The organism is Sedimenticola selenatireducens (genome assembly GCF_007625115.1).
GTDB lineage: Bacteria > Pseudomonadota > Gammaproteobacteria > Chromatiales > Chromatiaceae > Sedimenticola > Sedimenticola selenatireducens_A.
The window spans coordinates 1-13330 of the sequence record NZ_VMNH01000004.1; the positions used below are offsets into that span (position 1 = coordinate 1).

Annotated in this window: 10 protein-coding genes; 2 read left to right on the forward strand and 8 right to left on the reverse strand. The window is 49.3% G+C overall.

From position 1 onward, the window contains the following. Positions 1 to 205 precede the first annotated feature (205 nt). Both FHP88_RS02180 and FHP88_RS02185 read right to left on the reverse strand, forming a co-directional pair. Positions 206 to 1411 carry a beta-ketoacyl-[acyl-carrier-protein] synthase family protein gene (locus tag FHP88_RS02180; RefSeq protein WP_144357354.1) on the reverse strand — a complete coding sequence of 402 codons (1206 nt, stop codon included), beginning with the start codon at positions 1409 to 1411 and terminating at the stop codon, positions 206 to 208. Further along, complete coding sequence (locus tag FHP88_RS02185; RefSeq protein WP_144357355.1) at positions 1408 to 1659, reverse strand: acyl carrier protein; 252 nt, start codon at positions 1657 to 1659, stop codon at positions 1408 to 1410. Before FHP88_RS02185 ends, FHP88_RS02180 begins: the two co-directional genes overlap by 4 nt. Positions 1660 to 1740: 81 nt before the next feature. Between FHP88_RS02185 and FHP88_RS02190 the strand changes: the two genes are divergently transcribed. Then, entirely contained in the window at positions 1741 to 4299 is a 2559-nt protein-coding gene (locus tag FHP88_RS02190) for an ATP-binding protein (RefSeq protein WP_144357356.1), read from the forward strand. A 33-nt stretch (positions 4300 to 4332) separates the two neighbouring features. Here FHP88_RS02190 and FHP88_RS02195 read toward each other — a convergent pair whose 3' ends face one another. Further along, entirely contained in the window at positions 4333 to 5238 is a 906-nt protein-coding gene (locus tag FHP88_RS02195; RefSeq protein ID WP_144357357.1) for a crotonase/enoyl-CoA hydratase family protein, read from the reverse strand. 651 nt (positions 5239 to 5889) lie between these two features. Further along, positions 5890 to 8403, reverse strand: a complete 2514-nt coding sequence (gene hrpB / locus FHP88_RS02200) for an ATP-dependent helicase HrpB (protein ID WP_144357358.1) — start codon at positions 8401 to 8403, stop codon at positions 5890 to 5892. 102 nt (positions 8404 to 8505) lie between these two features. Between hrpB and FHP88_RS02205 the strand changes: the two genes are divergently transcribed. Then, a complete protein-coding gene (locus FHP88_RS02205) occupies positions 8506 to 8988 on the forward strand; it encodes an aminoacyl-tRNA deacylase (protein ID WP_144357359.1) in 483 nt (160 codons plus the stop codon). A gap of 15 nt (positions 8989 to 9003) precedes the next feature. Here FHP88_RS02205 and FHP88_RS02210 read toward each other — a convergent pair whose 3' ends face one another. The 4 genes from FHP88_RS02210 to FHP88_RS02225 all read right to left on the reverse strand — a co-directional run bounded on the left by FHP88_RS02210 (position 9004) and on the right by FHP88_RS02225 (position 13159). Then, on the reverse strand, positions 9004 to 9189 hold the full coding sequence (locus FHP88_RS02210) for a hypothetical protein (RefSeq protein WP_144357360.1): 186 nt from the start codon (positions 9187 to 9189) through the stop codon (positions 9004 to 9006). Between the two features lie 43 nt (positions 9190 to 9232). After that, a complete protein-coding gene (locus tag FHP88_RS02215) occupies positions 9233 to 11056 on the reverse strand; it encodes an AAA family ATPase (protein ID WP_144357361.1) in 1824 nt (607 codons plus the stop codon). Further along, a complete protein-coding gene (locus FHP88_RS02220) occupies positions 11053 to 11250 on the reverse strand; it encodes a nodulation protein E (RefSeq protein WP_144357362.1) in 198 nt (65 codons plus the stop codon). Before FHP88_RS02220 ends, FHP88_RS02215 begins: the two co-directional genes overlap by 4 nt. Before the next feature lie 88 nt (positions 11251 to 11338). Beyond that, the gene (locus FHP88_RS02225; RefSeq protein WP_144357363.1) at positions 11339 to 13159 is read right to left on the reverse strand and encodes a ribonuclease catalytic domain-containing protein; all 1821 of its coding nucleotides are present in this window, start codon (positions 13157 to 13159) and stop codon (positions 11339 to 11341) included. Between the last annotated feature and the right edge of the window lie 171 nt (positions 13160 to 13330).

Consider the following 13330-nt stretch of genomic DNA (forward strand, 5'->3'; position numbering starts at 1 on the left):
CGCCGGTTCGACCTGTTTGCCATTACACAGCTTACTTCGCAATCGTTAAGATAAGACTACCTCTTTTGTTTAGTTTGCTATTACCGGATTCAGTTCCGGGTCATAATCCACACCCTTAGCTAGGTAGGGTGGGCACGTTTTTTGTGCCCACGTGCATGCTCCATAATTACCGCGTGGGCACACACGGCGTGCCCACCCTACGGATCTAAAACCGGGTAATAACCTGCACAGCGTTTAAGCCACCAAAGGCAAATGAGTTGGATATAGCGGTGTTAACCTTATGCTCACGTGCGTTATTGGGAACATAGTCAAGATCACACCCCTCCCCTGGGCCTGTGAAATTTATAGTGGGCGGTACAACACTATCCTGTATAGCTAATACCGTGGCGATAAACTCCAATCCACCGGAGGCACCCAATGCGTGCCCATGCATTGACTTGGTGGAGGAGATTATCAACTTGTCGGCGTGCGATTTAAAGACAAGATGCAGTGCTTCTGTTTCAGTTCGGTCGTTGGCCTGTGTACCGGTACCGTGGGCATTCACATAATCCACATCCTGATAATCAATCTCTGCATCCAGTAGTGCGGCAGTAATCGCGCGCGCGGCACCCTGGGCTGAGGGATCTGTTATGTGGCCGGCATCAGAGGACATACCCGAGCCCGCTAATCTTGCATAGATACGCGCTGAACGTTTTTTCGCATGCGCTTCTGATTCCAGTACCACCATGCCCGCGCCCTCGCCTAACACGAGTCCGCTTCTATCCTGAGAGAAAGGTCTGCAGTTATCAGAAGAGATCACGCGGAGTGCTTCCCAAGACTTAATAAGACCAAATGTAAAAGGTGCATCCGTGCCGCCTGCAACGGCCACATCGACAATACCGGAACGTATCATCAGTGCGGCCTGGGCTATCGCATGATTGGCAGATGAACAGGCACTTGAAACAGTGAATACAGGTCCCTGAATACCCAACTGCATACTTACCTGACTGGCAGCAGCACTTGGCATTCCTCTTGGGATGGTGAAGGGATGGGCACGGTTTTTTTGTTGTTTATAGAGATGATCATAGGTCATCTCATCGGTCTCTTTTCCGCCGCAACCTGTACCAATGACGGCAGCCGCCTGTGTCAGCGCTTCTGCATCCAGGCCGGCATCCACGACAGATTCCCTGGCAGCGATCAAAGCGAACTGACTGTAGCGATCGAGTAACGGAAGATCTTTCTGCGCAAAGAAGGTGGCCGGTTCAAATCCTTTGACCTGTGCTCCCAGCGCCATTTTCAGTGCGCCTGGGGCAAATCCTTGCAAAATATCGATACCACTCTGCCCTGTTTTTATTGCCTGCCAAAAAGCTTCGCTATTCAATCCCAGGGCAGATATTGACCCAAGTCCGGTAATAACAACGCGATTACTCATACCGCTGTCTTATTATCCAACAATATCCTGACGCCATTTACGATATCTTGCACGGTCCGAAGGTTTTCCAGCTCATCATTTGGCACTTCAATATCGCAGATCTCTTCCACTTCATAGACAATGGTTATGGCGTCCAGTGATGTCACGCCCAGATCCTGCAGTGAGGTCTCCAGTGTGATGGAGTCTGCATCAATCATTTTCTGGTTGGCAATCGCGGTTTTTACTATAGTTTCAATGTCTGAACTCATGATATATGCTTCCGTTTATATTTCGAATTAGACTGGATTGCCTATCAGTGACATCCAAATCCACTGTAACATCACTCAAATATGAATAGCAATCCTATTTCCATATTCACGCTTATCGAAAAGAAGTTCTGCGAACTCGCCCATATTCTGCGTAGTCGCCCTGATAGTGAACATGAACAAGCGGCTGTCAGAATCATTATACAAGTCGTGCTTTTTGTCTATGTGTTGGCCTCCGGTCCATCTGCTAACGCAGTTGATGGGGACTGGTACTTTATCCTGACATTTATTTCGCTGTTTATCATCCTCTCATCTACCCTGTTCATTGCCATTCTAATATGGCCAGACAAATCACCTTTACGTCGTGTGATAGGTATTTTTGCGGATGTTTCAGCATTCAGCTTTGGTCTCGCCCTGACAGGTGAGCTTGGCGCACCCTGGTATGCGGTCTATCTTTGGATCACCTTTGGAAATGGTTTTCGCTATGGTGAAAAATACCTCTTATTATCCGGCATACTCTCTGTTATCGGTTTTAGTACCGTTATCCTTGTCACTCCTTACTGGCAACAAAATTTACCGCTTGGTATTGGCCTGCTTATATCACTTATCATTTTGCCGGGTTATGCCGCCAAGCTGACAAAAAGAATCCATTTTGAACGCCGACGCGCAGAAGCCGCCAATCATGCCAAGAGTGAATTTCTTGCTCGCATGAGCCATGAAATACGTACACCACTCAATGGCATTATTGGTACAGGCGAGCTACTAAAAAACAGTCAGCTCAATCCAGTCGATCGCGAGTATGTTGATACTATCTATACATCTGGTCATACCCTGTTACGCCTGATCGAAGACATACTTGATATTTCAAAAATCGAAGCAGGAAAACTGGAAATTGAGCATACCCCGTTTGATTTTTATGCATTGATTAACAGCACCATAAAGATGCTATCAACTCAGGTGAATTCCAGAAAAGTTAAGCTCTATAGTTTTATTGATCCTGACATCCCCTTCAGACTGATAGGTGACCCACTGCATCTGCGCCAGGTATTGATTAATCTGGTCGGTAACGCCATTAAATTTACTGAGACGGGTCACATAGAACTGCGCTGCACGAAACACGAGAGCAGAAGTGATGGCGTATCAATTCGTGTCGAAGTTACAGATACGGGCATTGGTATTCCTGAAGAAATTCAGGCCAAAATATTTGAAAAGTTTACCCAGGCAGATGGAAGTACAACCAGGCGTTTTGGTGGAACGGGCTTAGGTACAACCATAGCAAAGCAGCTGGTTGAATTAATGGGCGGTAAGATTGGTATAGAGAGCATGCTCGGTCATGGCAGTACCTTCTGGTTTGAGCTAACACTTGAGCCACAGGATAAGATCGTATCTGATACTGAGATGCAACTGATGCAGCAATGTCGCGTGTTGAGGCTTGCTCAAACGCATGAGACTGAACAGAGCATCGCCTCTCATGCACTCTATGGATGGGGCGTACAACTGGACGATGTAACGGATCCGAGTGAGGCCTTAGCACGGCTAAAGTTGGCCTCGCGGAAAGCCAATCCATTTCATTTACTATTGATTGATTGCCTGCCCTACTGTTCACAGGTGGCAACCCTTATTGAGGAGCTACTGAAGGACAACACATATCATGAAACGGTCATTCTATTAATTTCACCCGACACAGATGACAACACAGCAGCCTTGCCCACGGCAATTCGTCAGCACATTCATACGTTAAGTAATCCTGCAGACAAGATCCATCTTTTCAATATACTGCACGCTTCTCATGTTGTGGATCACACTGCTCATAACAGTAGCGATGAAAACGACCTTGTGGTAGATACCAATGAACAGCATCAAACACTTGAAATACTCATGGCTGAGGATAATGCCATTAATCGCCTGGTACTTGGGCGAATGCTGGATCAAGCGGGACACAAATATCAGCAAGTAGAGGATGGACAAGAATTACTGGATGCACTGGAGACCCGACACTACGATCTCGTTATTGCCGACATGCAGATGCCGCAATTAGGTGGCCTTGAGGCCTTTAAGATCTTTCAGTTTGCGCACCCTGACAACAAGATCCCCTTCATCATACTCACGGCAAACGCTACGGTAGAGAGCAGAAGAGCTTGCGAAGAGGCGGGAATTAAATGGTTTCTAACCAAACCCGTATCGGCAAAGAGGCTTTATCAAGTCATCCATTCATCAGTTAACAACCGTACTGAAGAAAAGCGTATTGAAGAGCTGCATCCCTCTGATCGTGCCGATCCTGATCAAACAATCCTCAATCAAGCAACCATTGATGAGCTGATCTCTCTTGCTCCTAATCAAGCGTTCCTGATCAAATTATTAAATAAAATGAAACAGGATGGTGCACATTTAATCGAAGAGATGTCGGCAGCCGTAATCGCCAACAATCCCGACAATTTCAATGCGCACGCCCATGCATTGAAAGGCTCAGCCGCCAATCTCGGCATGATTCAACTCCACGCACAAGCCCTTGCAGCAGAGCGCCTGTCAAACACCCAACTTGCGGACCTTGGAATGTCGCAGGTCGACAGTATCAAATCCGCCTTTAATCAGGGCATAGAAGCATTATCAATACTCTTTAAAAACCCCCGGATAATGGTTTAAGCCTAATCGGTTTAAAACAAACAGATGACAATCTCACGCGCTCTGTACCTGATGCCGAACATCCATTGATTCCCTGGAAGATGACCAGCGTTTATTCTGCGCATTCACCAGATACTCCATCAATCGTAGATTTTTGTCAGACAGCTTCATCGCCGTATCTACCCAGATATTGACCACATCCATCAACTCTTTGTAAGAGAGTGGATTAAACTGTTCCATCACCTTTTCAAGCCCTTCAAAACCGGTACTCCTGACATGCTGGTGACGTATGAACTCACGCACAGCAGCGACACCTTTTCCATCATCAACCACCTGATCAATAACACCGAGATCAAACAATTCATCTGCCGTATAGACTTTACCGCTGGAAATGATGCGCTTCGCCATGGCTGGCGCAATTCTCCGCGCCAGAAAACTGAAAGCGCCCATACCGGGAAACATGCCAAAGACCGTCTCTGGAAAGCCAAACTTTGCACTGCGCTCCGCAATCAACACATTGGCTGCAAGGGCTGCTTCAAATCCACCGCCTAAAGTCTCTCCCTGAACCAAAGCAATAGTGGTGAAAGGCAGGTCATAACCGGTTATGGATGCGTAAAGGATATCAATGCAATCCTTGGCATAATCGGCCAGTCTCACCCTATCTTTTACTCGTATGAGTTTTATAAAAAGATCCAGATCCCCCCCCAGACAAAACACACCCGGCTGAGTAGAACAGAGTATCTGATAACGCAGCCGTTCAGGGTCCTCAGATTCATGGCCTTTCTTTGCAATGGATGAAATTAATGATTGAACTTGTTGCAGATCATTGATGAGTCCATTGCTGATGCAAGGCCTATCGGGGTATCGCAGTTTTGCCCATACGGCGTGGTATTCTGAGTCAAACTCCAGATCGACATGTGCTAATCCAGTGTTTTTTGCCAATTTCATTTGCTGCTTCATTTCTCCCACTCCTAATCGATGAAAAGAAAAACAGGGGAAATCCCAAACACACAACGTCAGCCTTCTCCGGCATTGTTACCCATCACTACTTATTAAAATTTGGCTGGCCTTGTAAAGGAATCCCATAACAAACAGGCAATTCCTATGCCTATCTACTGATTCAGTAACCTAAAGCCTCCACTTAGGTTGCCATGTATTATTTGAATTTTGTATCTGTGACTACTTATACCTTAATCACAAAACAGGCTTTTCACGCATCCTTTTATGATATCTGGGCTGCAGTTCACCAATGGCATAGTTACATATCAACCTGACAATCCCTATTGTCTAAGATCATCAACATTGCAAAAAAACATTATCCTTTAGTCATATCAATAAGCTGTCAAACAAACTTAACTTAGAGTCTACAAAGCAACGCTACAACTTGCACTAAAAGCAACACCAAGTTCCTCATACTCTAATCAGGAAGCGTCTAATAGAGGCATGATATTCCCATAAAATTATTATAGTTTAAGGAGAGGCCTGTACGGCACGCCGTTTTTTGCGAAGAGTGGCAACAGTTTGCCGGCCAACTCCGGCCACAGTTGCCACAAATAAAGGTCACACAGTCAACATTTTCTTGATTGCCGTAAGATTTGTATCAACCGATGGCTATTTATTTTTCGGACGGACACGTGATGTAGGCACGGCCGTATAAGGATCTTCTGGCCAGTAATGCTTGGGATATCGCCCTTTCAACTCTTTCCTGACTTCGGCATAGGTACGCTGCCAGAATCCAGCAAGATCTTGTGTGACCTGAATCGGGCGTTGCGCCGGGGAGAGCAGGTGCAGTATCACCGGAACAGTGCCATTACAGAGAGTGGGTGTCTGTTGTAGACCAAATAACGCCTGCAGTTTTACCGCTAAAATGGGTGGCTGACCGGCATGGTACTCAATCCTTTTACGGGTCCCACAGGGCAAGTCGAGATGAGTGGGGGCGAGTTTATCCAGATTTTTCTGCTGCTCCCAACTCAGCATACTTTTCAGTATTCCACCGAGATCAAGTTTTTTCAGATAATCCACTCTTGTTACGCCCTTAAGCCAGGGCGCCAACCACGCTTCAAGTTGGTCCAGAAGGGTCACATCAGATAGATCAGGCCATTTGTCATTCGGAAGCCATTCACGCACTGAGGCCACCCGCTCGCGCCACTGCAACGTTTCGTCACTCCAGGGCAAACTCACAATACCCATTTGTCTTATCCCACTGAGCATTGCCTCGCAGGTGAGTGTAAATTCCGGATCCGGTAACAAACGGGCTGACAGGACGACCGCCCCAAGCCGCTCTTCCTCTCGTGCCAGAACCGCCCTGTTTGCAGGGTCCCAGGTTACACGAGAGCAGGTTTGTATATGCGTCTCTTGTGTCTCTCTGATCTGATCAACTGCAATCGGGGCAGCCAGATAAGCACGACCGTCGCGTTTTCCAGCATCCATGGCCGCTATAACCAGATACTCATGCCGTGAAAGCGGATCACCTTCAGGTAATTGTACGGCACGACCGGTAACCAGCAGATACCGACTATCAGCAGTCGAGGCACGTTTGGCAATCCGATCAGGAAACGCCAGTGCAAGTAATCCTCCAACTCCCAATGCAGACTTCACATCATTAGCCTGTTTGTGTTGTAGACGTCGTCCCCATTGCCTGATCGCACGATCCACTTGTTTACAAGCCTGCAAATCAAGCAACTTGGCATGTGCAGCTTGCCGCCCACTTTTACGCCAGCTCATCAGAAGCTGAATGCGCTCCACAATATCAATACTACGAATTTCTCCTGGCACACGCCTAAGAATGTCCCGCTCACTCAGCAATCCAGCCAGATCCAGTGCCAACGCTCTTTCGCCAGAAGCGCTCGAAAGCATGTGGGCGAGCCGTGGATGCAGGGCAAGCCCAACCATATGCTGACCCGCTTTTGTGATGCGATTTTGTACATCCAACGCATCCAATCGCTGAAGCAGCGCTTGTGCCTGGGCGAAGGCACCTGCAGGAGGCATATCGAGCCACTGCAGCTCAGATGGAGTGCTCACACCCCAGAGCGCCAGCTCCAACACCATCGGCGCCAAATCCGCCTCTATGAGTTCAGGAGGATGAAAGGCCGGTAGTCTACCCTCTTCGACCAAACTCCAGAGACGGTAGCAAACACCAGGCCCCTGTCTTCCGGCACGCCCCGCACGCTGGGTAGCAGAGGCCTTGGAGACGCGTATAGTCTCAAGACGTGTCAACCCACTATTCGGATCAAACCGGGGGCGTCGTGACCAGCCACTATCCACCACCGTCGTGACGCCCTCAATCGTCAAACTGGTCTCAGCAATTGAGGTGGAGAGTATGATGCGTCGTCTGTCGGGTTGTGGCGTCAACACCGCATCCTGCTCTGCTCGACTTAACTCCCCATACAGCGGCAGCACCTTCACATCATTCGGTAACTGCTGTTTTAAAGCAGCTTCAGCACGACGAATCTCTCCTGTGCCAGGGAGAAATACAAGAATATCTCCGGCTGTTTCACGAACCGCTCTGAGCACACCACTTACCAGTAAATCATCTGTATTCAGCTGTGACGCCCTTTCCAGATAGCGACACTCCACCGGAAAGCTCTGCCCTTCGGCGGTGATGACAGGCGCACCGCCTAACAGGGTTGATACCGCATCCGTATCGAGCGTGGCAGACATCACCAGCAGGCGCAGATCTTCCCGCAGGTTTTGTATGACATCCAGGGTAAACGCAAGTGACAGATCGGCTTGCAGACTCCGCTCATGGAACTCGTCGAATATTATCAGGCCAATGGAAGCCAATTCAGGGTCATCCTGAAGTCGGCGCGTCAAAATACCCTCTGTCACCACCTCAATACGGGTTTTAGACGAGACCTGACGATCAAATCTTACTTGATACCCTACGCGTTCACCGACCTTCTCATTGAGGAGCTGAGCCATACGCTGGGCAGCGGCACGGGCCGCCAACCGCCTGGGTTCGAGCATCAGAATCTGTTTGCCTTCAAGCCAGGACTGTTTAATCAGCGCCAAAGGCACTAGCGTGGTCTTGCCGGACCCAGGAGGTGCGGCGAGTACCACCTTGTGACGAGTCTCAAGTGCCTCAGCGAGCCCGGGTAAAAGAGGGGTAATTGGCAATTCGAGCATCAGCGGGACAATGACAAAAGAGTCATGGTGACATGATTATTTGAGATCAGCGGCAACTCTTTTATCATAGCGTTATTTAAGTGATTCACAACATTACACACCATGAGTAAGAGTAAGTCGCCGGTTACACCTGCCATCCGCATGTTAAGAACGCATAAAGTTCCGTTCACCGATCATCTATATCGTTACGAAGATGGTGGTGGTACCCGGGTTTCAGCCAGGGAGTTAGGCGTTGATGAGCATACGGTGATTAAGACACTCATCATGGAAGATGAAAATAATAATCCCCTCATTGTGTTGATGCATGGCGACTGCGAAGTGTCGACCAAATCGCTCGCACGCTGTATTGGCGTAAAATCCATCGTCCCTTGTAAACCGGTCGTAGCGGATCGTCACTCCGGTTACCAGATAGGTGGGACGTCACCGTTTGGCACACGGAAGACGATGACGGTCTACTGTGAAGCGAGTATCTTAGCACTCGACAAGATTTATATTAATGGCGGAAAAAGGGGCTACCTGATTGCGATTTCACCTGCAGATTTGAAGCGCGTGCTCAATCCCATACCGGTATCCGCAATCCAATAGGATGAGCAACGGGCGTTATTGTTTTTTTCTACTCGTCAGTACCACCAGTCCCAATGCCCCAAAAAATGCTGCAACGATCGCGTTGTTCTTACTCAATCCCAGTGCGAGAGCGGCGTAGCCCGCTACACCCCCGCCGATAGCACTAAAGGCAAGACTGCGCATGAAACGACAGACGGCGCAGGAGGGTTGATTATCTGCCATGCGTACAATCCAGATTCAAAAAAGTATAACCGCCATCATCCAACTAACCTGCGGCAACCAATTCGGAGCGTTGCTTTGTACAGGCTAGTGAGAGATCAAATGCTTCACCTTCCGGAAAATCTTGCGCCACTATCCAGATCTGACTGATCGACTCATCAAGCTTTGGCAACATTCTCAGGGTATTACGCGTCCGTTCCTGATCAAAAAAGGCGAACGGCTCATCCAGAAATACAAACTGCTTGCCTCCCGCTGTCCTTTTGATCAGAACCTGTGAGAGCGCCAATCGAAGGGCCAACATAATTTGTCGCTGGGTTCCGCTGGATATCTCTTCAAGATCCATGAAATCTCTTTTCTGGCTTGAGAAGACCCTAACCGTCAGGTCATCCTCAATCTGCAGGTGTTCATAATTGTTATCGGTAAAGATAGGCAACGTCTTTCTGACAGAATCACCCAGATCACGATTAAATCGTTGTGATAAATGGCGGGTTGCACCTGCCAGTAACTCAAGAGAGCGTTCACGCAGGCAAATGCGACGATCATGCTCTGCTACCTGAGCCATCAAGCCAAGCTTGATCTCATCCAGCTTATCGCCTTTCTCAACGCGTCCGCGTTCTTTCTGGATGGCCATTCCCAAACGAATACCTTGTTGCTGCAAGTGCTCTTTCGCCTGTTGCATCTCATCAAGAATCTGCTCAACCGCTGGTTCAAGTTCACTAATTGAGATTGATTCTGCACGAATGCGATCGGGCATTTCCCGTAATTGAGCCTGCTCATCAGATGACTCGGTTTGATCCAGAGTGCTTTCAGCTTGAGGGTGTAGCAAAGCACTCTCCATCGCCCCTGCCAGCACCTCACCCTGAGTCAGTAGATTGGAGACCTTCGACTGCTTGGTCGCCACCCTGATCCAGAATAGCAAAAAGAGTACTGCGAAAAGAGCCGTGGCATATAACAGCCAGGGAAGATAGTGTTCGCCCCACTGAGGAAAATAAGCAGTAATTTGTGCAGCCAACTTCTGACTGTAATCATTCTCCGGTAGACGCGCCAACAACCCCCAGGAGATTGCAGAAATGAGGCCCGCCATAAAGAAGACAAACCGGAAAAAACGCGCCCGTCCTTGCGCCTTTCTTGCGGCAAACTTTTTCGGCAACATCGCTCGATAGGCCGAGAAAGATTCCGCAAGCGTATCCTCCTTCTCATGCAGAAGCGCTTCATTGGCCTGCAAGGCCTGCTGATCGGATTCCAATAGCAGCATGGCCCGAGGATCAAGGTCCAGCTCATTCAGCGCTTCGCTAACCCCATCGATCTCTCGCTGCACTGCGGCAATGGCCTGCCGCTCCTGTTCAATCTCCTGCTCATGTTCGAAGGCCACATATTCCAGGGTGGAAAGTCCGGCCATGCTCTTCACGGCTTGGCTATGGGGCTGTGGAGCGATGATCTCACGCTGAGCGAGATAGTAGGACTCGATGAATTCATCGTACCCATAACCCAACAGATCATAGATCGCTTCATCAACTTCAGCCACACCTCGGGCAAACGGTTTCGTCTCCTCCCCTACCCTGGCCAACTGGACGCCATGATTACCATCCCGATCCACCATCCGGGTAATTTTGTACTGGGACTGATCATTAATGACAAAGTGCAAGGTAATACGACAGGTGGATTCTCCCCAACGAATTAATTTTTGCAAACCCTCATTACCGAGCGAAAAAGTCCGGCCAAACAGGGCAAAGCAGATCACTTCACCAATAGAGCTCTTCCCCGACTCATTCGGTCCATCAATAGCAATGATTCCAGCCCTGGGCAGATCGGAAAGTTCCAGGTGATTGTATTTGAGGAAGTTTTCCGCCCTGATATCGGTAATAATCATGCGTAACCCTCCTCTTCGAGTGCCCGAATCTTATGCAAGGTAAGCTCCATGGCCTCGCGATAGGCGGCTTCATCGAAGGGTTCGTCGCTGTTTCGCCTGCGATCAAACTCGGCATTACAGTAGGCGATAAACGCCTCAGAGGGCCCGGTATCCACTGAGGAACCGGAGTGTTTGACCTGTTCTTCTCCCGACATGTTGGCTCTCCGACTTCGGCCTGATATTGTTATTGTTGAGCGGTCCAGTATAGGGAGTAGCCGCGAAAAATGCGAGAAGGAGACCCGCTTATCCTAAGAGGCGAAACCAGGCCGTCTGATCTTCAACATCCACTTGGCGGAGACCAATTTGCACTCGTGTATCCAGTGGAACGGGCGCTTTCAGTCGAAGGCGCGTCTCCATGGCCAATTCCGGAATCAGTAAGGTGGCCTTGCTGTCTGCCATCTCTACCACCACGCCCTCACCCTGCCATCCTGGATTCTGTTTCAGATAGATGAGCTTCCAGTGCATATTAGAGAGCCGCTCAGTACGGCGAACCGCACCATTAATCGGCTCTGTGACACTAATACGTTCATTAATTTGTTGGATTGATAACGTTGCTTCACCCGCAAGATGTGCACGCAATTGTTGATGCACAACCAGATCCAGATAGCGTCTGAGTGGACTGGTGGTTCGGCTATAACAGTTGAGTCCTAATCCAGAATGGGGCCCTTCCTGGGTTCGGGATTGAGAGGGTCTCATTTTTCTGCGATAGGCATACATCGCCGCTGGGCCTTCGGGGGTTTCCGGCTTATCCGGTGCAGCCTGAGTGGCAAAGGGTACAGGTATGCTGTGTTCCAGCGCATAACCTGCAATCGCCTCACCCGCCATGACCATCGCTTCGGTCACCATGTCCCGACTCGCTATGCGTTCCAAAGGTTTTATAAACACTTCGCCGTCACGCACCCGGACGCTGACTTCCGGCAAATCTATACTCGCCGCACCATCCGCTTGTCGTCTGATCCTAAAACGATCGGTTATCTTTTTGATTGCAGCAAAGGGGGCTTCATGCATGCGCTCATTGACCTCGGCATAAGTCAGGCGTGTCACCCTTATGCGGCTCCTACAGAGCTGCACATTCGTAACCTGGCCTGATTCATCAATTTGCAGGCCCAGAGACAATGCCGGAGATATCGGCTGAAGCCCCAGTGCGAGTTGTTCGGTAATACGTGGCGGGAGCATATGCACTATCCTTTCGGGTAAATACAGATTGGCCGCTCGTGCCCGTGCCTCAAGATCAAGCGGAGAGTCAGGTGTGACCACCGATGCCACATCAGCCACATGAATCCACAGACGATCACCGTCCAGTGATAAGGCGTCATCCGGATCTTCACTCCCTTCATCGTCGATCGCGTAGGCCTGTAGGTCGGTCAAATCCGCACGGGTTTCATCAATGGGTAAAGGGATATCCAGATCTGGATCATCCCAGGTAAGCATCTGCCGCAATGGAAATGGATTATATTCGACAGGCCAATAACCTACCTGCGTCAGCATGCGGTGGGCATTAACCGGCGTCTCCTGATGACCCAGGCGCTGCAATATGCGGCTGCCGTCCGTACGCCCCAGCGCTAACTGTTCAACCTCAATCAGTCGATCCCGGTCCTCTGGTTCAATGGCCTGCTGCTCTAACCGCTTAAGGAACGTCTCCCACGCCTGTTCTGCAGCCTCCTTGGCCTGTATTGCCTGCTGATCCGCTTGTACCTGCTCCGCACTGCGTACCTGGATCAGCTCCGGCGTCCCTTCAAAATAGAGTCCTTCTGCCACCAGCATCCAGGTTGCCCAAGCGGTAGCGGGTGTGAAATCACCATAGATGAGCGAGGCAAGCTCTTCCAGATGAGTCTGTTCTCCACTCAGGAGTTCCCAAGCCTCCTCCAGATCCCCTGCTACATTGCTCAGATCATCCAGCTGTTTTAATGGGCCCGGGTGGAGGATAACAATATCTTTCGCGCGCACTCGCTTGCCCTTACCATCCCCCAAATCAATATCAATCTTGTCACTGACCTGTGTAACGAGTGCGGGTCTGATCTTGTATAGTGCTAAACTGCCGGGTGTTGCTCTATAAACTGACATGGCCTTCCTGTCTGTATCGCTGGGCCGGTGAGTATAAATCCATATAGTCAGAGTGGCGACCCGATGTAACCGGTATGGTACCCTTTCTTCTTTGGTGATGTACTTGAGAGCAATAGCAAATAGTTAATGCAATACATTTATATTAACTATTAATTATTTGTTTTTAATGAT